The sequence below is a fragment of the Allofrancisella frigidaquae genome (assembly GCF_012222825.1).
GTDB classification, from domain to species: domain Bacteria; phylum Pseudomonadota; class Gammaproteobacteria; order Francisellales; family Francisellaceae; genus Francisella; species Francisella frigidaquae.
This window is the reverse complement of sequence record NZ_CP038017.1, coordinates 376,744-399,630: the sequence shown is the minus strand read 5'-3', so window position 1 is coordinate 399,630 and position 22,887 is coordinate 376,744. Positions and strand designations below refer to the sequence as shown.

Here is a 22,887-nt window from a genome sequence, read left to right as displayed (position 1 = left end):
ACCTACCTTCGCAAGTATAACGGTCTATTTGTCATTCTTACTTCACACTGTCAGTAACATAGTTGATGATGGGATGTATAGTACACACTAAGCTTTCACTGTTTTATTCAACAATTTTTATAAAGACTATTTTAAGGCGAACGTTTATAGTAAAATTATTAGTTAAGAAATAATTTTAAGTTTTATCAGTATGAAAAAGCATGTATACACTTTATCTGTAGCACTTCTATCAACACTCCTAATAAGCTGCGCTTCTATGGATAAAGATCAAAAACCTACAACTTATCCCACTCTTGACTCATGTACTCCAGATTTACTTCAATCTCAACAATCCTTCATATGTCTAAAAAGAGTAAAAGGACCTGACTTCATAGAGACAAATATTAAATTTAGTGCAGATAGCTTTACTTTAAACGACCAAGCTAAAGAAACTCTTAATAAATTATATGCGTACCTAAAACTAACTGGTGATACTAACTTTGTAATCAAAGGGTACGCTGGAAAAATAGACTCTAAACTAATAAAACATAATGATCTATTGACAAAACACGATCTTCGCCTTTCTAAAGATAGAGCTTCTAGCGTTAGAGAATACCTAATAAACAAGGGTATAAAGCCTGACGGTATCGAAATTCAAGCTTTAGGATACCAAGACCCTATAGCTCCTAATGATTCTAATGATAATAGAGGGATCAATCAAAGGGTAGAAATAACCCTCAAGAGTAAACTTATAGATCAAATTGACAATATTAATGATCGCATCAAACACGTTAAAATTAGCAATTATACAAAATTTTTCTCAAACATTTATCTACTTAACGATAATCAAGTAGATGAAATGGCTAAGATATATGACAGTCGTGAGAAAAGACCTGTTTTGGGTATTAATTTCAAAATCTTTGTAGATAAACAGTATCCTGCTAGAGAGGACAATAAAAACTTTAGTATCATCTCTGAACCAAAACCTATAAACGCGTATAACCCTGATAAAAAAGTGTATAAAATAGGGTCAGCTCAATACAACTATACCTACAAAGGTATAACTGCTCTTACTATCAGCGATCTTAAACAGGAAGCTTCTGTAGGTGACTACGTAATTCCAAACGACATCGTTTTTTCCAATCCACTACCAGCAGAAAGCTTTAAAATGGACAGTAAAATAACTGCTAATGTAATGCAAGATATTATGAATACAGGTACATTCTCGTTTAGCTACAATAGTATCTTAATCAACAAAGGAGCCACTGATGGTCTAAAACTTGGTGCTGAAATGATACTTTATGAACCAGAATCAAGAGCTGATGGCTATCCAGTTCCTCCAAAGTACATTGGTCATGGCTTTGTATATCGTCAATCAGACCATTATGCCCTTGTTTTGATAGTCAATTCTCTCCAAGAGATCACAAAAAACTCTATGGCTACTACAATTTTGTAATGAAAACTACAACAAAAAATTGCCTAATACTAACTATATCTCCTTACTTTGGTAATAGTCGCTTTAATGCTGCTATTAGTAACGGTATTGATTTGGAGGATTTGGTAAATAGCCCATCACACTATCAAAAACAATTATCTCTCCATAAAGAAACTTTAGATTACTTAGTAGAGAAAAAATATTTACCATATTTGGACAAAGTTAATAAGTGGCTAAGCAAATCAAGCAACTCTCTGGTAACGTATTTTGATAAAAAATATCCTTTTGAACTAAAGCAAATTTCTAATCCGCCTATAGTATTATATTGTTTGGGTAATGTTGATTTACTTGATACTTACCAACTAGCTATTGTCGGGGCTCGTAATCACACTAATTATGGAAAAAATGTTACACAGAAAATCATTAGTGATCTAGCTTATCACAACATAACTATAACCAGTGGCTTAGCTTATGGTATTGACACTTTGGCGCACCAGTACGCTTTGGAGAATAATCTTAAAACCATAGCAGTTATAGGCACAGGCATTGATGTTATTTACCCTAAATCTAATACCATCTTACACCAAAATATCCTATCTAACCAAGGTCTTATTATTTCTGAATTTAGCCTTGGAGTAGAGCCTCTTAGACACAATTTTCCGCAAAGAAATAGAATAATTAGCGCTTTGTCTAAAGGTGTTTTAGTAGTTGAAGCAGCACAAAAAAGTGGCTCTTTAATTACTGCTGAGCTAGCACTTGAGCAAAATAAAGAAGTATTTGCAGTTCCTGGAAGCATTTTTAATACCTCAAGTAGTGGTTGTAATGAACTAATAAAAAAAGGTGCAAAATTAGTTAGTAATGCTTCTGACATCCTAGAAGAACTAAATATCAATAATAGCCCTAGAATTATTAATACTTTCGATACTATAGAAATTAGTGATGAGCAAAAAGCAGTTCTTAATAGTATCAATACCAGTCTAACCACTATTGACCAAATCATTAATAATACTTGTTTACCTTACCATAAAATTAGTGAGATACTATTTGAACTAGAAATGAAATCTCTTGTTGAAACAGTGCCCGGTGGATACACCAGAGGACAACTATCTTAGTCTTGCTCTTTTATTGTTTGGATTAGGGTTTGGGGATCATCAGCATTACCAGGTAACTCAGCTTTTGCATTACGAAGCTGGATGCTTATATCTTTAGACTCATCAATATCATTTGCTTTAGTGTCACCATCTAAGTTAGCCAAGTCAATAACTTTGCTATCATTAGAGTAGCTCTGATCAAAAGCTTCATCCACCTGAGAAGCTTCATTTATTTTATCTAACTTACTCTTAAGCATCATAGGCGGTTCTACAGATTTATTCGTAGACACATTCCCACTTGATGCCATTTGTGACGCCACATTGTCACCCTCGTAACCTAAAACACCAAGTACAGCCTTATCTGTCTCTAGAGCATCACTATCTGCTTTTAGTTCTTGTTTAAGAATCTTTGCCATACCATAGTCATAGTTTTGTAAATACGCATTACGCATAGCTATATATGGATCTATCGAAACTTCTTTTAAATTAGAGTATGCTGGTAAGTAAGCCACTCCTTGGTTAATTTGGTAGGTTCCATATATACCCCAGGTTACTATATACGATGCTGCTGTACCAATTGGCGCGAAGAAAAATACATACGTAAGAGGATTAAACAAAGCATCCACACCATTTGCTACATCCTCTAAAGTGCCTGGACCTAAAAGTGGCCAAACAACATAAGGAGATGCTTCATTCTCATCATAGACACCCCACTTATGTAAAGTTACAGCAAAACTTTGATGGTATCTCATCTGCTTACCAAACCAATCATCTGCTACATCAAAGAAACCTAAAACCCCAAAAGTTGTATTTGTTAAAAACCTAATACTATCATCACCAGCATAGCTTAACTGCCCCTGAAACATATCATTGACTACTCTTGCAGGTTCAAGCAGGTTCTGAAACATATTAAAAATTCCTGTTTGTACAGAATCTGGCATCACATAATCATAACCTTTCGCAACTGGAGTGAGAGCATCATAAGCTTTATCATTAAAAGAATACATGCCTCTGTTATAGTTTTCAAAAGGGTCTCGCTTATCCTTTGTAGTTTTCATATTAGAACAACCACTAATTGTTATTCCAACTGCTGAAAGTAATAATATAAAATTTATCAACTTCATTAAGCTTATCTCTTTTTATAGTTAGTAAAAACACAACCTACCAATTATAGTAAATTAAGTCCCAAAACTCTAATAAAAATTTTCTTAATAGCTGATCTTTGATATCATTGGTTCAAGTATTTTAAAAAAATCTATAGCTTTAGTGGCCATGAATAACTTAGATAACAATGAAGTGGATAAATTTTCACGCTTAGCAAACGGTTGGTGGGATCCAAATGGTGAGCTAAAGACCTTACACCAAATTAATCCTTTACGTTTAGAATTTATAAAACAACATACTACTTTTGATAATAAAAAAGTTTTTGATATAGGCTGTGGTGGTGGAATTCTTACAGAGTCACTTGTCACAAAAAACAATAAAGTTTATGGTCTTGATGCCTCAGGTGAAGCCATAAGTGTGGCCAAAGGGCATGCTAAAAGTAATAATCTGGACATAAACTATATAAACTCAACTATAGAAGAGTTTGCTGCAGTTACAGAGGATCAGTTTGACGTTATTACATGTATGGAAATGTTAGAACACGTTCCAGATCCTGAGAGCGTGGTAACCTCGATATCCAAACTTGCTAAACAAGGAAGTTTATTTTTTGCCTCAACGTTAAATAGAAACCTTAAATCCTATCTATTATCGATAGTAGCAGCTGAACACATTTTAAAAATAGTGCCCAAAGGCACTCATCAGTACAACAAGTTTATAAGGCCCTATGAGCTAATAAAAGTAGCCGAAAAATATGGTTTTAAACCTTTAGAAATAATTGGCATTCACTATAACCCTATTACTGATTCTTTTAAACTGGGTAAAAACGCCGATGTTAATTACATAGTAGCTTTTGAAAAGGTATAAAATGCAATATAACTATTTTCATTATCCAACTGATAAATTACCAAACTACGGAAGTGTTGTATACTTCGCTTACCGTAAACTTAATGATGGTAAAAAAGAAATACTTTACTTATTGGATCAAATAAAATCGCAAATTATATCTTGCACAGAGCTGTATAATAATATTGAAGTTGCTAATGAAAAAATGAACTGGTGGTTAAAGGAAATAAATAGCTTAAAAGATGATAGAACCATATCCTCACCACAACTAAAAAAATTAGCTGAAATCTTTGATAAAAAGATATTATATAAACACCTGACAGCAGATATCAGCTATTCAATAGAAAATAGTAGCAAAACTGAGAGAGACTTTTATTTTCATATTTACAACAATTTCTTAGGTATAGAAACTCTTAAAGCCCTTTTTTTAAATAATTTTAATGATGTAAACATTGATGATGTAAAACAATCAAATGCTAATAATGAAATAATCAGACATATTTTTTGTATACCTAAACATTTTTATAATCATATAATTTTTGATGAAAGGATAATACCTAACATATCTAAAACTGAATTTGACCAAATTGCTCTACAATGGTTAAGTAATTACAAACCAGTTAAACTAGATAACAAATATAAACCTCTAGAAAAGATAAATAAAATTCACTACAAAATGCTCAAAAAACACCTCAAAAAAGTTAATAATCCTTTTAAGGAGGCTATAGATTTTAGTCCTTTGGCTTTGTTGTATTATTCGATTTAGAGAAATGTATTGTAATTTCTTAAATTGTAGTCTCAAAGTTATAAAATAGTTGAAAGAGAGTTCCAGATGTAGTTTATTAGATTTTGACGAACAAAATAAACTTATAAGGAACTAAAAAATGTAAGTAGAATATCGTAAAATGTCACTATTCCTATTCCTTAAATTCTAGGCTGTATTTTAAGTTTCAAACACTTCGTTACATGTAACACCAGTTATAGGAGTTGACATTCCACTCTCACTATAGCTATTGGTGTATCCTAACCAGTCCATATCGTAAAAATCATCAACATATACTCCGCCATCTTGTCTTAGAAAAAATGCCGCGTCCCGACCAGGATAACTATCCTCTACCTTATTACCCGGAGTTGGAGAAAGGACTGAAGCTAAAATCCCATAACCACTTGGACACGTAAAAGTAATTGCACTTCCAGTATTTACCCAAGTAATACCTGTAACCTCACCGACTCCGCTTGATGCTATCTGAGAATAATTACCGCCTACCATAGTCATTTTTGGTACGAAAGCGTCTCCTGTATTGATGGGAGTAGCAGCTGTTACAGCTCCGGAACCACCTGGTGGTGTAGCTGTCAATGTTACAGTATAAGTTGTATTATAATTATCAAATGTTACATTTGTATAAGCTGATGTAGGTGCAGAAAATGTTGCCGATGATGGATTTGAACTCCACTGTAGTGTCCAAGCATCAGTTATCCCAGTACCTGCTAAATCTACCGATAAGGAATAATCTAAAAATCCAAATCGAGAACTACTTAATCGTGGTGCTACAACTGTCCCAGTAGTTATATTTTTTGTAGATGTCGTTACTACTTCTCCATCCACAGAAACCTCCAAAGTTACATTATAGGTTGTATTTATGTTTGGAAAAAGATAATCTATCTCTTGGCCTGTACCGATTTCAGTACCATCTACTTTCCAAGTAAAGGTTGCATCATCTGGTATACCTGTATCTGTTATATTAGCTGTAAATTTATAGTCTAATACAGAGCTCCCTATAACCTCAGATTCTATTTTAGCTTTACCATAATTAATATTTACTGTTTTTACTAAATCAATTTTTTCAATAGAACCATCTGGATTTGTTAGCGTCCCAGAAACACCAATCTGATGTGAGCCTACTGAATTAAATATCCAGCTGGTCGGATTAGAGTCATATGTACAATCACCATTACATGTTGCTAAATCATTATCACTTAACTGTTGGTCTGTAGCAAACTGACCATCTGACATAACCCAAGTTATGTTATATCTTGGCTCAGATACAGCCTCTTGCTTTAGTACCTTATCCACAGATTTGCCTACTACATTTGTATATCTAAGCAGGTCAACATTATCTAATTCTATACTGCAAATTATACCTTGACAATTTGTTAATATCTGCTGCTCACTGTGCTCCTCCTGTGTGCAGCTATTTAACAGTGAAGCTAATGCCAGCATAATAGCCATTGCTCCTATTAATTTTTTATTCATAACACAGCCCTCATTATTGTAATTAACGCATTTATTTTTACAACAAATTATTCTTATATTTTAAAATAAAAAAATTTATTCTCAAGTTAAATCGTTATATTGTGTTAAATTTAAAAATTTATTCCACACTTTATTTTAAACAAGCTTAATATATGTTTTATAAATTTTATTGAATTTATCGTTAAAACAACTAACTTGAGATTAACGTAAAAGTGACAGCAATAAGCAGAGTTGATTATATTGTCACTAACGACAAATCTCAAATCACTCAACCTTTCACTTTCAGGTTATATATTAGAGACAAAGCAGTAGAAGATATCGTTACTAACTTAAAAATTTAAGAGCACTAGATCTTTCAAGTTGTTACATTAACGACCAAAAGCTCAACATTATAGCTACAAACCTAAAACGTTTAAAGTCACTAAATATTTCACATTGTGAATATAATATAGAAAGTGGTGTTATCGATCATGAAATAACAAATCTTATTCCAAAATTAAAAATATTAGGATGCACGGACGTTAATTATCATAATCAAATCTCAAGACACCCTGCTTCTGATTTCCCACTTTTATTGCTTAATAGTTCAGATTGCCGTAAGTATTTTAATAAACAATATCATATATACTCAAACTAATAAGAACTAAACTTTACTTTTTTTATAAACATACTTTGGGTTTATAGTATCTGCTAAAAGCTTGTTTTCAAAGTCAATTCTAAGCAAAATACCTATTGTGTAACACATAATCAACAAACTACTACCACCGTAACTTTATAAATGGTAATGTTAAGCCTTTTGTGGGCAATATTCCTGTATTAGCTCCATCAGAATATGACTTACTTTTAGTTAATTTCTCGTTCATAAAAATAAATTAAATGACTACATTTTATTAATATGAAAATTTATATTTAAATTAAAATTTTATATAAAAATTTACAAAAAAATTACTTTTTAAAAAAATTTATGTATTATTAAATAATAATAAAAACAAATATAACTAAGTTAATATTATTAAATGATATGTAGTGATAAAAAAGAGAGTAAAAGTGGTAGCTTCTGTCAGTCTATAAGCTTATCTTATAGCGGCTCATCTGGTGAGGAAATTTTAACAAAGCTTAAATACGAAACTGAAGCTAAGAAAAATACTATAACCGAACTCTACCTTTCAGATTGTAATATCGGAGATATCAGTATAATGTCTATTCCTTGGTACCTGAGAGAAACAAGGTCGCTAAAACTTTCAAATTGTTATATTGGACACAGAGGAATAGAAGCTATTGCCAACCTAGCAGAAAATCTAACTTCGCTAGAGCTCTCAAGTTGCAATATTGGTGATAAAGAAGTAGAGCTTATTACTAAGAACCTAACAGATTTGAAAACCCTCAATCTTTCAGATTGCAATATCACCCATGTAGGAGTAGAAGCTATTGCTGACAAATTACCATTTCTAGAATCTTTAAACCTCGCAGGTTATGTGGATAATGAAGATGGTGACGGACTTATTGCAATTACTAGTAAACTATCAAATCTTGAATCACTTAACCTTTCAGGCTGCAATATTGGAAATGGTGGAGCATTTGGTATTGCTAATAAACTAAAAAAATTAGTATCACTAAACCTTTCGGATTGTAATATCAGTGAGAGTGGGGCATCTAATATTGCCAGAGGGCTAAAAAAACTACAAGTGCTCGACCTTTCAGGTTGTCTTATTGAATACCAAGGAGTAGAAATTATAGCTACACAATTAAAACAGTTGAAAGTGCTAAATCTTTCAGTTCGTAAGACTGGAATACTTGGGTTATCCAATATAAATAATAAACTTACGTTCTTAAAAGAGTTAACCCATTCAGATTGTACTATACACTCAAGTTTCTTTAACAATTTAAAAAATTTGGAAGCGCTAGATCTTTCAGGTTGTAAAATTAAGTATTTTGACCTCCTTGCAGTGTTAATTAGCCAAAAAAACTTGAAATCACTTAACCTCTCAGGTCTTTTAAAGCGTAGTATAGATATATTACCTGCGGCTTTTGGTATATCTGAAATCCAAAATTTGGAGGTGTTAGATCTTTCAAGTTGTAACCTTACGGACCAAGCAGTAAGAATTATAGCTACAAAATTAAAACATCTAAAAACACTAAATCTTTCAGGTTGTAATATTGGAAACCAAACAGTAAAAGATATCGCTACAAACCTAAAATATTTAAGGTCCTTCAATCTCTCAAGATGTGGAATAGGATATAACGCCGTATTTAATGTTATTGATAAACTTACAAGTTTGGAAACACTAAATCTTTCAGGTTGTAATATTGGATATAACGCGGTGCTATATATCGCGATAAAGTTACCAAATTTGAAAGTGCTAGATCTTTCAGATTGTAAGATTGGAAACCAAGCAGTAAAAGATATCGCTACAAAATTAAAACATCTAAGAGCACTAAACCTTTCAGGTTGCGAGATTGGAGGCCAAGCAGTAAAAGATATCGCTACTAATTTAAAACATTTAAGAGTTCTAGATCTTTCAGGTTGTAGGATTGGAATGCAAGGAGTAGAAGTTATTGCTACAAATTTAAAATATTTGAGAGCACTAAACCTTTCAGGTTGTCTTATTGAAGACCAAGCAGTAGAAAATATCGCTACAAATTTAAAATATTTAAGGGCGCTAGACCTTTCAGGTTGTGACATCAAAAACCAAAGGCTCAACATTATAGCTAAAAACCTAAAACATTTAAAGTCATTAAATATTTCAAATTGTAAATATAGTAAATATATTATAGAAAACTATAATATAGATAACGATATAGTAACCCTTGTTTCAGAATTAAAAAATTTAAAAATATTAGGATGCACTGAGGTTAGTTATCATAATCGAATCTCAAAATACCTCTCTTCTCATTTCCCACTTTTATTGCTTAATAGTTCAGATTGCCGTAAGTATTTTAATAAACAATATCATATATACTCAAACTAATAAGAACTAAACTTTACTTTTTTTATAAACATACTTTGGGTTTATAGTATCTGCTAAAAGCTTGTTTTCAAAGTCAATTCTAAGCAAAATACCTATTGTGTAACACATAATCAACAAACTACTACCACCGTAACTTATAAACGGTAACGTTAAGCCTTTTGTGGGCAATATTCCTGTATTAACTCCTACATTTACAAATACCTGAAAACCCATCCAAAAGCCTACGCCATATGCTAAAAATGCTTGATAATATCTTTTTAATTCAAATGCTAATTTAGCAATATTAATAGCTTTTAAAACTATAAACAAATACACCACCAATAATATCATTAGACCAACTATGCCTATCTCTTCAGCTATAACTGATGTAATAAAGTCCGTATGAGCTTCTGGTAAAAAAAACTGCTTTTGTACACCATTTCCTAGCCCATCACCAAACCAACTTCCTCTACCAAATCCAATAAGTGCTTGAACTAACTGATAACCTGAGCCGTTGGCATTTTCCCAAGGATCTAAAAAACCTGTGATTCTATGCATACGATAAGGTGAGATAATCACTAACATAGCAGCCATAGTTACCATAGCCACTAAAAGTAAGCCATACCATCGTACTTTACTACCAGCAACAAAAAGCATCCCCAAAACACAAATTGATATAACCACTGTTGAACCAAAATCAGGTTGCATGAGTAAGAGCATCGCTATACAACCTAATAGAGTTATAGGTACTAAGATACCTTCTTTAAAATTTCTCATTTTCTCAAGGTTTGTAGCAACATACCCAGAGAAAAATATTATTGCTAAAAGTTTAGCTAATTCTGCAACTTGAATATTAATAATTACCAAAGGAATCCAGCGTCTTGCTCCATTAACGCTTTTACCAACTCCAGGCACTAATACAGCTACTAGCACTATAAGCATTATAAAAAAGAAAGCGTTAAAATTTTTCTCATAATTTTTTGTAGGAACTAGTAAAGCTAATAAAAATAAAAATATCGACACAATAGCAAAGAAACCTTGTCGGATGGAATAGAAAAAAGGATTGTTATAATCATCTAATGCAACAACCATTGATGCAGAAGTTACCATAATCCAACCAAATGCAAGTAACCCTAGCATTATAAAAACTAAGGAAATATCTATCTCAAGTTTTGCTCTGACTCTTTCTCTCTTTGCGTTCTGTTTTGTTAATAAAAGCTTTAATCTATAGAGCATTAAGTTAATTTCCTAATTACTGTTTCAATTGTAGAACTAATTTTTCAAATACTTTGCCACGTTCAGCATAACCACTAAATTCATCAAAACTAGCACATGCTGGAGATAACAATACTATATCACCATTTTGAGACTTTTGATGTGCTAGAACAAAGGCATCTTTCATGTTATCATAAAGCTGATACTCACAGTAGTTACTAATTTGCTGTTTAATATAATCTTTATCCCTACCGTATATAACTACAAATTTCACAAATTTTTGTAAAACCTCTTCCATCAAGGTAAAATCACCTCCCTTAGCGATGCCACCCAATAGAAGAATAATATTTTTACTAACTGTAATACTCTTTAGTGCTGCTATTGTAGCACCAACATTTGTTCCCTTAGAGTCATTAATATAGCTAACATGATTAACCTTATCGACAAATTTACAGCGGTGATCAAGACCATTAAAAGTTTTTATTATCTCAATAGCTTTATTGGTATCTACATTTAGTTTTTCTAGGATGTTGAGTGCCACTACTATATTTTCTAAATTGTGTAGACCATACAATTTTGTTTGTGTTGTATCCAATAACTTTGAAGAGCCGTTGTAGATACTATTATCTACTAAAGTATACTTTCCAGTATACTTTAAGCCTTTACCCTCAACATCATATATAATGAAATCTTTGCTAAAATTCGCTAAATTTAGCTTCGATTGAGTGTATTCGGCTAAATCTTTGTATCTATCTAGATGATCTGGGGAAATATTAATCACGCACCCTATTGCAAAACTTGCTTCTTGTAATAAATCAATTTGAAAACTTGATAATTCTATCACACAAAAATCAAACTCATCTGCTAGCTTAGAAAGTGGCGATATACCAATATTACCAGTAAGAATGCTTTTATGACCTAATTGGTTTAAGACATAGTTAAGTAGTGTTACTATTGTACTTTTACCATTAGATCCAGTAATTGCTATAGTTTTTACATCTGTATGTTGTATTTGTTTATAGAAGATATCTATATCGTTAGTTAATTTAGCCTTATAGTCTTTAAGTTGGTTATATGGATATTTATTCGTTGGAATACCAGGGCTTAATGCTATTAGATCATAAGTGTCCAAGTCATAATCTAGAAACTCTTGATCGTTATGGGAAATATCTATCTTTAAATTATTAAACTGTTGCAAAAAATCATATATAGCTTTTCCAGTAGTACCAAACCCCACTAGTAAAATTTTATTGATTTTATATCCATTAAAATAAAAGTCAGACACTATCTAACCTTAATAGCGATCAAGCCTATTAGAAATAATACCACTGAAATTATCCAAAAGCGCACTACTACTTTTGTTTCTGGCCAGCCTTTTAGTTCAAAATGGTGGTGGATTGGAGCCATTTTAAAAATTCTTTTGCCATTTCTCAGCTTATATGATCCTACTTGAAGGATTACAGAAATAGCCTCTACTACAAATAATAATCCCATGATAAAGAATATTAACTCTTGACGGATCATAATAGCTATTACACCAAGTACAGCTCCTAGCGTGAGTGAACCAACATCCCCCATAAACACTTCCGCCGGATGAGAATTAAACCATAAAAAGGCCAAACCAGAACCACAAATAGCCGCGCAAAATACAGCCACTTCTGCCAAACCTTGTTTACCAAGGTAGTTAAATAACAAATAGCTTGATAAGTTATAATTAGTTTCAATATATGCGTATATTCCTAACCCAGCAGCAACAAGCACAACTGGCAAAATTGCCAACCCATCTAAACCATCTGTTAGGTTAACAGCATTACTACTACCGTTTATAATAAAAAAAGTTAATACGGTAAAAAGCACTATTCCCATAGGAATGTATAAATCTTTAGAAAACGGTATAGACAAATTCATTTGGCCGTTTTTTTCTAATAGAACAAATAAAACAATCGCTAGGATAATAGAGAAAACAGATTGTAAAGCAAATTTATGTTTTGCTCGCAGTCCTTTTGGATGCTTAAGCACAAGTTTCAAATAATCATCGAAAAAACCAATAGCTCCAAAAAATAAAACTACAAAAATTAAAATCCAAAGATAGATACTACTTAGATCACCCCATAGTAGTGACGATATAACTATAGATGATAAGATTAAGACACCGCCCATTGTAGGGGTATTTTTTTTAGAAAAATGACTTTTTGGACCTTCATCACGAACTACTTGGCCAATTTGCATTTTTTGAAGCCAACGTATCATGGGAGAGCCGAGTAATAAAGTTATAAGTAACGATGTAATAGTAATCATAAGTATTCTCATAGAAACATAACTACTAAATACGTCAAAAGCCGAGAAATACTGACTAAGCCATTTTAAAAGATAGATTAACATACAATTTTTATCTGAAAATAAATTAGCTACATTATAATATATCCTGTAATACTTTTACAGAGCTTTAGAATCCTTAAGTTAACACTATATATAGCCAGACCCATTACAGCAAGTGCATTTAGTATTTTGTCCAATAAAACCAGCTCCTTTACAATAAACACAAATAGGATGAAATTTAGCATTATGTTCTCTACCTACAGTTACTCCCCCTTTTTGCTTATTTGGAAGGAATTTAACATCTTCTCCTCTACCTATAGTTATTCCTCCTTTTTGCTTATTTGAATAAAATTTATCGTCAGATTTTTCTATAGCTATTCCCCCTTTAGAAATACGCGTTTTTTCCATTTGCATCGCGCTTCTAGTAGCCTGCCCTCTATATATAGATTGAATTTTTGTAACTGCTTTTGTCCGTGTTTGCTGTTCTTTATACCACTGCTCATTTAGCCCCGGAAATGTTGGAGTTAGGCATTCATCGTTATAATCATCCTGGTTATAAAAGTTACCTCGTCGCGTATTTATAAATCCTTTCTTTTGTTTTTTTTCACTCTCTAAAATCTCTTCGGACGAACGAAACTTATTACCATAGAATATTGCATTCTGCTCAACTATAAGCCAATCAAGAGCTTCTTTATGTAATTTAAATACCTTACCAGTATCAACAAAATTATAGCCTGAATCATTCAAATCATAGTATTTTGAGGTCTGTAAGTATGCTCTTATAATCTCAGCTGTACTTGGGGAACACTCTGAGAAACCCTTATAGTTCCAAAAACCTCCTCCAATTTTAAGTGAAATACAAGCTGTTTTTATATTTCCTAGCCTACAAAACTGTTCTTTTAGCAACTCATCAGGAAAATCTTCATACTCAGGTCCTATTTTATTCTCATAGTAACCAAAAAAATCATCACCCATCACTAATTTAATTATTTCACTATTAGAAGAACTTCGTCTGGGAATATATGGTTTGACAAACGAACCAATTCCTGATTCCTCTAAACCTCTTATCGGAACCCAAGTATTAGTAAACCCAGCTTTAGCAGAATTTTTACCACTTGACAAATAAAAAATATACCCCTCTATAACACATATTTTCCTTTCCTTAAATGTTGCCAATAAAATATTCATTTTCCTTCCTCTATCAATTACTATTTTAAACCGCGGTCAGCAATCTAACGAATACTAAATTATAGTTAATCCGACCGTATATTAGTTACAAAATTTATCATCTCCATACTTATAGCCGCTATCCTACTAAAGTAAGAGTATACAAATATAAGAAATTCTTTATAGGTAGTAAATTTAACAAGAGATTGTTTTTTTAAATAACAATGTGACGTGTGTGATACGCAAAAAAACATTTATATACAAAGAAAAAATACTATTCTTACTATCTTTTATAGCAATTTTATAATATTATCATCTTTGTAAGGATAAAAGAAACTTCATTGATTTGATTTTTATGTGTAATTTTAGTTTTTGTTTGAACCTGAAATTATCATTACTTCGTCCATACAACTAGTCAGATTTAATATCTGGATATAATAAACCAATAAAAATTAAAGAGAATAAAATGAACAATAAATTACAAGGTACAGTTAAATTTTTTAATGAACAAAAAGGTTTTGGATTTATAACTCCTGACAACGGAAGTAAAGACGTTTTTGTACATATTACTAAACTAAATGGCTCAACTCTTTCTGAGGGTCAACAAGTTGCTTTTGAAACACAAGAAGGTAGGAAGGGTCCTGAAGCTATAAATATTGAGGTGCTATAATGCCTAGTATTAGAGTAGATGAACGTAAGCCATTTGATATAAGTCTAAGAAACTTTAAACGTGCTTGTGAAAAAGCGGGTATAAAGCAAGAGCTACGAGACAGGCAACACTACACCAAACCAACAGAAAAAAGAAAAATAGCTAAGCGCTTAGCTATTAAAAGAGCTAAAATCGCTACTAGAAAAGCTTTTAGTTACTAAATTATAGAACTCACTTCTACTTATATGTTTGGTAGTATAATCTAAAAATTAATCTCTTCATGCAAGCTAGAAGATGTTAGGTCTATAGCTAATTTAATTTTTTGAACTCATTGTAACCTGTTTTTTTTACCATATTGTTTAATATGGTTAATGTCCTCATTTCATTCCTATATTTGTTCACTGTACTGGTAAAATATAGTTAATCCGAGTAATTAATGTAGAAAAATGCTCGTTATTCCAGACTCTGATCTAAAACTTACTTACCAAGAGCTGCTGCAAGCTAAATTTAGAGCTCTAAGGTTAAAAATACACATCCCCTAAAAAGTTAATAACATGGTTGATTTTACGATAAGCATTAATTTTATTGAGATCGGTCAAATGAAACCAAGGTGACAAAGTGTATTAGTTTTATATAAAGTTAGCTTAATTATACAAATTTTTGTAATAGTAGGATTTTTGTGTAGTAATAATTCCTTATGGTTACCCTATCTTTATTATTTAAATCTTGTCATAAAAAGCCAGCCTTAAATGTCTCCTACTTTAAATCAACAACCCTTTCCAACTAATTCCATCACTCAACATTTAAACAAATAATTAATCATAAAATCTTTTTATTTAAAATATAAAAAATTATACTTAATATTAAAATACACTTGAACAAAAATATAAAAAAGTATATTATTATATAATTATAAAGTTAGTATTAATACACATATAAATTTAAGAAACAAAAGGAGTATAATATAAATCATGTCAGTTAATGAAACTATACCTAAATCTCGTGTCAATATCACTTATGATATGGAAGTTAGTGGTACAAAGAAGGCTAAAGAATTGCCACTTAAGCAATTAGTTATTGGGGATTTTTCTCAAGGCTCTTCAAAAGAGAAATCTCTAGAACTAGCAAATCGTAAAGTATATGAAATAGAAAGTAATAATCTAGATTCTGTTATGCAAGAAATGGGTATACAACTTGATATTAATGTTGAAAACCATGTTGAACCTGCTAGTGGTGTACTAAATGTAAAGATCCCTCTAAAGTCTATGAAGTCTTTTAACCCAAACAGTATAGCTCAAAACATACCTGAACTTTCAAAATTACTGAAAGTAAAAGAACTTCTAAAAGAATATATTTCCCTAATTGATAACAACAGAAAATTTAGAAATCTAGTGAATAATTTATCAGCTAGCCCAGAATCCCTAGAAAGCTTAATAAAACAGTTAAAGCTAGACGATAATAGTGGCTATCGTATAGAAAGTTCTCCAGAAAACAAAGAGGTGTAAATATTATATGAGTGAAATAAAAGAGAAACTGGCATCTTGTAGTGATATTTTACAGGCGGCAAACTTGGAGCCTAAAGAAAATTTCGAAATAGTCAATTACGGAAGCATTGATACTATTGAACCAACAAATTATGAAGGCAGAATGCTATCGGCATTAGCTTTTTTGCTATCTAATTCAAAAGACTCTATAAATAAGGTATCTGCTCAAGATTTAATGGATAAAATAGATAATGTTATATGCTCCCAAGTCCAGGAAGTCTTACAAGATGATACTTTCAGAAAGTTGGAAGAAAGTTGGCGCAGTATTTATGAATTAGCAAGTTCTATAGATAATAATAAAACTAAATTAGCTATTCTAGATGTGGATAAAGAAGAATTAGCTGAAGATTTTGAAATGAACGCAGCTGATATATTAAGTAGTGATCTTTTCCAAAAAACATATGTTCACGAGTATGACCAATATGGTGGAGAGCCTTTTGGTTCTATAATAGGACTTTATGAATTTGATAAGACTCAAGAGGATATTGAATGGCTTATGACCATGGGTAAAATAGCTGAGGCTTCCCATGCTCCTTTTATAGCTGCAATCTCCCCTAATTTTTTTGGTGGTGAAGATTATAACTCTCTTTCTGAAATAAAAGATATAGATAGTATGATGGCTCATCCACGCTTTGGCAGATGGAACGCTTTTAGAAAGACTAAGTCAGCAGGTTACATTGGCCTGACACTGCCTAATTTTATGCTAAGAGCCCCATACCACCCGGATACAAACCCAGTGGGTAAAGGAGTCATCTCTAACTTTAAAGAAAGTGTAGATATTTCTAAACCTTATGAAAGTTGTCTATGGGGTAATGCAGCTGTTTTATTCGCTAAGAACTTATATAGATCATTTACAGTAACTGGGTGGTGCCAATCTATTTGTGGGCCTACTAGTGGTGGATTAGTAGAAGGTCTACCTATATATAATTATAACAGTCATGATGCTAATGCTTATGTTTTACCTACTAATTATTTGATTCCAGATCATAAAGAGTATGGTTTAGCTAAAGCAGGATTTATACCTTTGGTTTATGAGAAAAAGACTGCTAATGCTTGCTTTTTTAGTGCTCAATCACTTAAGTTGGCAGAGGAGTTTGAAAATGATAATGATTCAGAAAATAGCCAAATGGTAACCAAGTTACCTTATACATTCTCTATGTCAAAAATAGCACACTATGTTAAATGTATGACAAGGGATGTTATAGGGTCAGAAGCTGATGAAACCGTGGTTAAAAATAGTATAACGTCATGGTTAAATCAGTATGTAACCACAGCACCAAATCCTAATTCTTTAACTAAATCCTACTATCCATTTAAAAAAGTAGATGTAGGAGTAGAAAGGAATAGGGGGATGGCGGGTCACTACAAGTGTCATATTGAAGTTTTACCACATATCAAATTTGAAGGTATGGAAGTAACAATGAAAATAGATACGCGTTTAGATTCGTAAAAAATAATAATTAAATCAAACAAAACTTAGAGGAACAAAAATGAAACCTACAGAATGTGTAAAATACGATAGATCAGGTTTAGATATAAACAGCTATTTTGGGTGTGCAGAAAGCGAGATGTTTATTAAAAATGAATCCCCTTTACTATTGATTGAAAAGGGAGGACTTGAAGTAAAATCTGGCAGCTTAAAAGTAACTATAGAAGATATAGCAGGTATATATAATAGAGAAAAAGATGATGGCTCAACAAAAGCTATTGCTGGTGCTATATTAGGGCTTAGAGCAAGACGCAATCCAGGTGAAGTTTATGATTTAAACATATGTTTATCATCAAAAACTAAGATTGAAAAAAAGCAAGGTAGTTCAGACTCCCTAACTATCACTATAAAATCAGGAAAATTGAATAAAGAGCAAATAACGCTTGAAAACAATAATGGAACTGTATGGGCGAGCGTATTTGATGTGAAAACTGACTTTGAAATAATAGTATCAGCTGATGACTACTATGTTGAGAGTGCATCACATCCTGGACTACAAATACTTCGTATCAATTATGGACGTATAAAAGGTGTGACTCAGCTTAGTATCCCAGCAACAAATGAAGAAAACTCTGTTCAAGTTATAGAAATGGGTGATCCAACAGTAAGCAGGTAAATAACATGTCATTAATACACTGGCAAATAGGTCAGTATTTATCACCTGAACACTTCTCTTGTCAACAAGATGGAGTTTTAGGTTTAAACACTGACATTTCTTTAAAACTTCTTAATTATAATGATGGGTTGTTTGATATAGCTTTAGATATGGAACAATTCATTTATAATATCGTTGATTTAAAAAGCCTTATCCTAGTACTTCCTGAGTTTAAGCCGGTAGTACTAGGACATAACGCTAGAGTAGAAAAATATAATCTAATAAAGAAAAGTAACAATAATCACGTATCACTACATTTAAACATTAGCAAAGAAAAAATTATTGAAAATGTAAAAGTTAATGGTACCAATATTAAATTAGAATATTTAAGCATCTATTTTTCAGAATCATTTGATAACGAGGCTAAATTTTCGTTTAAAATAATGGACCTAGAGTTTGCTGAAGATACACATAAGTGGGAAGTAAAACAAGGTTTTTTTCCTAGGCTTATAGCTTTACCATACATGTACAGTAAAGAGATATTAACCCGTATGAGTGTTTGTATTAATGAAATTAATTCTTTTATTAATATAGAGGTTTCCAAAACTAATAATTTTTGGCGCTATGCTCATTTATATCTAAAGCTTTCAGAGATAGATAATTGGCTTAAGTCTAGTATTAACATAGAAGGTCAACCCCCTATTTTATTTAAAGATATAATAAAACATATTCAAGGATTATCTTCGATAGCATTTATCCTTAAAGGGCAAAACCCTAATTTGTTTATTCCAAACGGTTTAGATATTTATAATACACTTGAAGCTCTTAAAGAATTACAATTTCAAATAAGGAAACTTAATCTAATAGAGCATAAAATTTGTCCTCTTGAATATAGAGAAGGTATATATAGAAGTAAAATTTTACCAGCTAACTTCTTTGAATCTAATAATAAATATATAGTCATTGAAAGTAGCCAAAATTTAGATTCCTTAGACCTCTCTCTAATGAAAGTTTTCGCGCCTTCTGAAATTAGAGATATTGTTATAAACTCTATAAACGGTGTTGAAGTAGATAGTGTTGAAGACAACATTTCACAAAAAATATTCCCTGAAGCAAAGAAAACTTTACTTATAAAGCCTTATGGAGATAGGTGGAATGCAATACTCCATGACAAGTTAATATGCATAAAAAGCTTTCAAGAAAAAAATAATACTTTTGATAGGGTATATATAGCGTATGATTAGAAAAGAATTAAATATAAATATTTTAAACTTATTATCAAAAGCCAGTGAGGCTGAAGAAGTAGCCTATATTGCTCTACCAGATGAGTTTGAACAGGCATATATTTGTATCAGTGAAGAAGACTATTTAGCTGCGCAAGATATATGTATAAATATCATAAATAAAGGCTGTATAGATGCAAAAATAATTTGTTATCTAGTTTTTTGTATGTGGTTTAATAGTCAAGATGTTAATGAATACAGTTTAATCTTAGAAGAGCTGTACCAAATTTATTTATTTTTAACAGAGCTCATCAACCAAAAAAAAATAAAACCAAGATATTGTAAGTCTGCTACAAAATGGCTATATAACATGTTGTGCATGCATGCAGATTTTCTAAAATCTAAAGAAACTTTTTTACCCGAAGATAAAGCGTCCATAATAGCCGCAATAAAAGTATTTATTGATCAGACTAGTAAATTAGAGTTAGATGAGCAAGAACATTTTGCCTTATTGAATAAGTTTATGCAAAAATGGCAGGAAATAAAAACAAAACAACTAAATGATGATCTTAATGATATAGACATCTCTAATAACCAAAATCAACAATGCAATGTTCAAGTCAAATCAACTTTAACTACTGATCAATTAGTAGATTTGACAAACTCGGACGTTAAAAATGAACTTCAAGGTAGCTACGAATGGAATAAGCTTTTAAATGAAATCAAACAATTTGATAATTTCATTATTAACGATAATTTTCTTCCTGCTGCTATATTACAGAAAAAAATACAGTCTAAAATAGAAAGTTTTGACCCTTTGGTATACTTCCCTAACTTTTTTAATTCTTATTTAAATTCCAAATTAAAAGGTTTTGAAAAAATTGTAGAAACATCTACTCTACAAAACCATTACCTTTGGAGTTTATTAGATAATTTATATGAGGTAGATAGAATAAGTTTCTCTAAATTAGACTTCGAACAGTATATAAATATTATGATGAAAGAAAATATCGCTAGTAGTTATCCAGAGGATGAACACGATAGGTTAGATAATGCTGAACACCGCTACAATCGTGGTATGAGCCAGCATGATGATGATTTTAATAATGATGATTTTTAACTTTTAAAGGCATATATGAGTACAGCAATACCTAAATATTTAGAAGCCTCTATATTCAGTCTACAAGATGATAGATCTATAGATAATGATAGCGAGAAAAAGATAATTGCTTCAGATATAAAATCTTTTGATATCTGTTTTGACATGTATGGTTTTCGTGGTGAAATAACGTTCCAGTTACCATATAACAGAAGTAAAGAACCTTTATGGGATAAGCTTATAGAGGAAGATTTTTTTGCTATTAAGCTTAAATATTATCAGGAAATAATAAAAGATAATAAATACGAAATAGATGAAAAATTCCAATGGCAAATAATAGGTTATACTGACACCTCAGAACGTGGTCACTGTCAACTAGTTGAAAAATTCGAAGCAAATTCAAGTTATTTAGAAATCTCTGTAAAATTCACAGATTCTATCAAAGCTTTTTTTAATAACCATTATATACAAAAAATTTTTTTCCAAAGAAGCTATCAGCAAATTTTTAAAGATACATTAAAAGATTTTTCTAAGATTTTTGAACTAAAACTTGAAGGCCAACTGCCACCTGAAATAAAAGAAAGCAGGCCATGGTTAGCAGTAAATTGTGAAAAAAGTTGTCAATGGTCATTTTATAAATATATGATGAACACTTTCCAATATTATCATTTACAGCCGTATTATGTTTATAACAATGAAGACAACGAAGAATACAAAGTTAAAAGCCTAGATGAGTTTAAACAAGATTTTGATAATAAAGATGCTTACAAAATAGATAGATTTTATATCGATAATATCTATTTTAATAAAAATTCTAGCAATCTAGCTTGTTACACTATCAATAATTCTTTTTGGGATAAAAATAAACAGTCTACAAATTCGAAAGAGTTAAAATTAGAAAAAACAAAAGATTCTCCAATAAAAGCTCAAGAAAGTTACCAGTATGGAAATGGAAAAGATTTTGATGCATTTGTCAAAAAATATGAGAAAAACATTGAGCTGGATTCAAAAAATGGGAAGTCGTACGAGCTTTATTTCAAGTCTCACCTAGCGGAAATTAACTTTTTACCCATGAACATCATAAGCTTAAAAGATGGCAATAAAGATGAAAACAAAGTTATAGATGAATATCAGTACCCTAATTTCTTTATTACGATAACACATCTTAAATATGTTAATTTGCAGGTAAAAAACAAAAATGTTTATATCGAAAATCATAATAAGAGTTTAGGTAAAGATGATAATAATCTTCATAAAGATTACTTTCAGCTAAAAGGCGACTTTTCTATAAACATAGAAGCACAAAATAAAAAAGATATCTCCAGATACTATCCAGTATTTAAAAAGGAAAATCCAGCAATAAAAAGTTATGGCGAAATTTTTGGTACTGATGACGATAAGAAATTAGATTATTTTTTAGGCGTAGAAAGTAAAGATGAAATTAAGGAAAGTAAAGTCAATGATTCTTTAGTGAAAAGTTTTGGTATGAATACAATGTCTCCATTAACGGTAACAAGCTTATATTATCTAGTGTCTATACCTGAAAACCTAAGTCCTGGGACAAAAGAAAAACAACGCAAAATTTCTGTACCGTTTTCTTTTAGTAACAGTTATGGATTTATGCCACTGAAAAATAAAACCCCTGTTAGACTTAACATATTCCAAGAACACTCAAATATAGAGAGTGTGGTTTGGATGCCTATGACAGAAAATAAAAACTTTGAAACCACTGATAAAGAAAGCAAAAATACTATATTTATGGGTATGGATGATAAAAGTTATACGAAAATGGAGCATTTATCCTATGAAGAAAAAGATAAATCTAAATTTTCTATCGAATCAAAAAACAACAAAATCAAAACGAACCTAAATTTTGACGCTAAAAGTTTTAATATAACTATTTCTAGCACAGAAAAAAATAAGTAAAGAGGAT

19 protein-coding genes and 1 pseudogene are annotated in these 22,887 nt (G+C 31.3%); 13 read left to right on the top strand and 7 right to left on the bottom strand.

Features of this window, described 5'->3' with window-relative positions; genetic code table 11:
• Positions 1–190: 190 nt before the first annotated feature.
• Positions 191–1,435 carry an OmpA family protein gene (locus E3E15_RS01835; RefSeq protein WP_035721332.1) on the top strand — a complete coding sequence of 415 codons (1,245 nt, stop codon included), beginning with the start codon at positions 191–193 and terminating at the stop codon, positions 1,433–1,435.
• Positions 1,435–2,526 carry a DNA-processing protein DprA gene (gene dprA, locus E3E15_RS01830; protein WP_172106367.1) on the top strand — a complete coding sequence of 364 codons (1,092 nt, stop codon included), beginning with the start codon at positions 1,435–1,437 and terminating at the stop codon, positions 2,524–2,526. Before E3E15_RS01835 ends, dprA begins: the two co-directional genes overlap by 1 nt.
• Here the strand turns inward: dprA and E3E15_RS01825 are convergent.
• Positions 2,523–3,629 (bottom strand): MlaA family lipoprotein, encoded by a 1,107-nt coding sequence (locus tag E3E15_RS01825; RefSeq protein ID WP_172106366.1) that lies wholly within the window; start codon positions 3,627–3,629, stop codon positions 2,523–2,525. The two genes, dprA and E3E15_RS01825, sit on opposite strands and share 4 nt — an antisense overlap.
• 148 nt (positions 3,630–3,777) lie before the next feature.
• On the opposite strand from E3E15_RS01825, the gene ubiG reads away from it, so the two are divergent.
• Entirely contained in the window at positions 3,778–4,473 is a 696-nt protein-coding gene (ubiG, locus tag E3E15_RS01820; RefSeq protein ID WP_172106365.1) for a bifunctional 2-polyprenyl-6-hydroxyphenol methylase/3-demethylubiquinol 3-O-methyltransferase UbiG, read from the top strand.
• A 1-nt stretch (position 4,474) separates the two neighbouring features.
• Entirely contained in the window at positions 4,475–5,218 is a 744-nt protein-coding gene (locus E3E15_RS01815) for a hypothetical protein (RefSeq protein ID WP_172106364.1), read from the top strand.
• Between the two features lie 177 nt (positions 5,219–5,395).
• On the opposite strand, the gene E3E15_RS01810 is transcribed toward E3E15_RS01815, so the two are convergent.
• A complete protein-coding gene (locus E3E15_RS01810) occupies positions 5,396–6,706 on the bottom strand; it encodes a DUF3281 family protein (RefSeq protein WP_172106363.1) in 1,311 nt (436 codons plus the stop codon).
• A gap of 643 nt (positions 6,707–7,349) precedes the next feature.
• Positions 7,350–7,530: pseudogene (locus tag E3E15_RS01805) on the bottom strand (FtsW/RodA/SpoVE family cell cycle protein); the annotation flags it as partial.
• 192 nt (positions 7,531–7,722) lie between these two features.
• Between E3E15_RS01805 and E3E15_RS01800 the strand changes: the two are divergent.
• Positions 7,723–9,675: a leucine-rich repeat domain-containing protein gene (locus tag E3E15_RS01800; protein WP_172106362.1), complete on the top strand. Its 1,953-nt coding sequence runs from the start codon at positions 7,723–7,725 to the stop codon at positions 9,673–9,675.
• A gap of 6 nt (positions 9,676–9,681) precedes the next feature.
• Here E3E15_RS01800 and ftsW read toward each other — a convergent pair whose 3' ends face one another.
• The 4 genes from ftsW to E3E15_RS01780 form a co-directional block, all read right to left on the bottom strand.
• The gene (ftsW, locus tag E3E15_RS01795) at positions 9,682–10,890 is read right to left on the bottom strand and encodes a putative lipid II flippase FtsW (protein WP_172106361.1); all 1,209 of its coding nucleotides are present in this window, start codon (positions 10,888–10,890) and stop codon (positions 9,682–9,684) included.
• Between the two features lie 16 nt (positions 10,891–10,906).
• Entirely contained in the window at positions 10,907–12,154 is a 1,248-nt protein-coding gene (murD, locus tag E3E15_RS01790) for a UDP-N-acetylmuramoyl-L-alanine--D-glutamate ligase (RefSeq protein ID WP_172106360.1), read from the bottom strand.
• Positions 12,154–13,251: a phospho-N-acetylmuramoyl-pentapeptide-transferase gene (gene mraY / locus E3E15_RS01785; protein ID WP_035721314.1), complete on the bottom strand. Its 1,098-nt coding sequence runs from the start codon at positions 13,249–13,251 to the stop codon at positions 12,154–12,156. The genes murD and mraY overlap by 1 nt, the downstream gene beginning before the upstream one ends.
• 84 nt (positions 13,252–13,335) lie before the next feature.
• Positions 13,336–14,376 carry an IQ calmodulin-binding motif-containing protein gene (locus tag E3E15_RS01780; RefSeq protein WP_172106359.1) on the bottom strand — a complete coding sequence of 347 codons (1,041 nt, stop codon included), beginning with the start codon at positions 14,374–14,376 and terminating at the stop codon, positions 13,336–13,338.
• A gap of 445 nt (positions 14,377–14,821) precedes the next feature.
• On the opposite strand from E3E15_RS01780, the gene E3E15_RS01775 reads away from it, so the two are divergent.
• From E3E15_RS01775 to E3E15_RS01740, 8 genes are all read left to right on the top strand, one after another.
• The gene (locus tag E3E15_RS01775; protein WP_035721307.1) at positions 14,822–15,025 is read left to right on the top strand and encodes a cold-shock protein; all 204 of its coding nucleotides are present in this window, start codon (positions 14,822–14,824) and stop codon (positions 15,023–15,025) included.
• Entirely contained in the window at positions 15,025–15,225 is a 201-nt protein-coding gene (gene rpsU / locus E3E15_RS01770; protein ID WP_035721306.1) for a 30S ribosomal protein S21, read from the top strand. The genes E3E15_RS01775 and rpsU overlap by 1 nt, the downstream gene beginning before the upstream one ends.
• A 750-nt stretch (positions 15,226–15,975) precedes the next feature.
• Positions 15,976–16,509 (top strand): type VI secretion system contractile sheath small subunit, encoded by a 534-nt coding sequence (gene tssB, locus E3E15_RS01765; protein ID WP_051686801.1) that lies wholly within the window; start codon positions 15,976–15,978, stop codon positions 16,507–16,509.
• A 7-nt stretch (positions 16,510–16,516) separates the two neighbouring features.
• Positions 16,517–17,998, top strand: a complete 1,482-nt coding sequence (tssC, locus tag E3E15_RS01760; protein WP_035721303.1) for a type VI secretion system contractile sheath large subunit — start codon at positions 16,517–16,519, stop codon at positions 17,996–17,998.
• A gap of 40 nt (positions 17,999–18,038) precedes the next feature.
• Positions 18,039–18,653, top strand: a complete 615-nt coding sequence (locus E3E15_RS01755) for a hypothetical protein (RefSeq protein ID WP_035721301.1) — start codon at positions 18,039–18,041, stop codon at positions 18,651–18,653.
• A gap of 5 nt (positions 18,654–18,658) precedes the next feature.
• Positions 18,659–19,876: a type VI secretion system baseplate subunit TssK gene (tssK, locus tag E3E15_RS01750; RefSeq protein WP_172106358.1), complete on the top strand. Its 1,218-nt coding sequence runs from the start codon at positions 18,659–18,661 to the stop codon at positions 19,874–19,876.
• Positions 19,869–20,975 (top strand): type VI secretion system protein IglI family protein, encoded by a 1,107-nt coding sequence (locus E3E15_RS01745; RefSeq protein WP_035721297.1) that lies wholly within the window; start codon positions 19,869–19,871, stop codon positions 20,973–20,975. The genes tssK and E3E15_RS01745 overlap by 8 nt, the downstream gene beginning before the upstream one ends.
• Positions 20,976–20,990: 15 nt before the next feature.
• Positions 20,991–22,880: a hypothetical protein gene (locus E3E15_RS01740; RefSeq protein WP_172106357.1), complete on the top strand. Its 1,890-nt coding sequence runs from the start codon at positions 20,991–20,993 to the stop codon at positions 22,878–22,880.
• Positions 22,881–22,887: the final 7 nt, after the last annotated feature.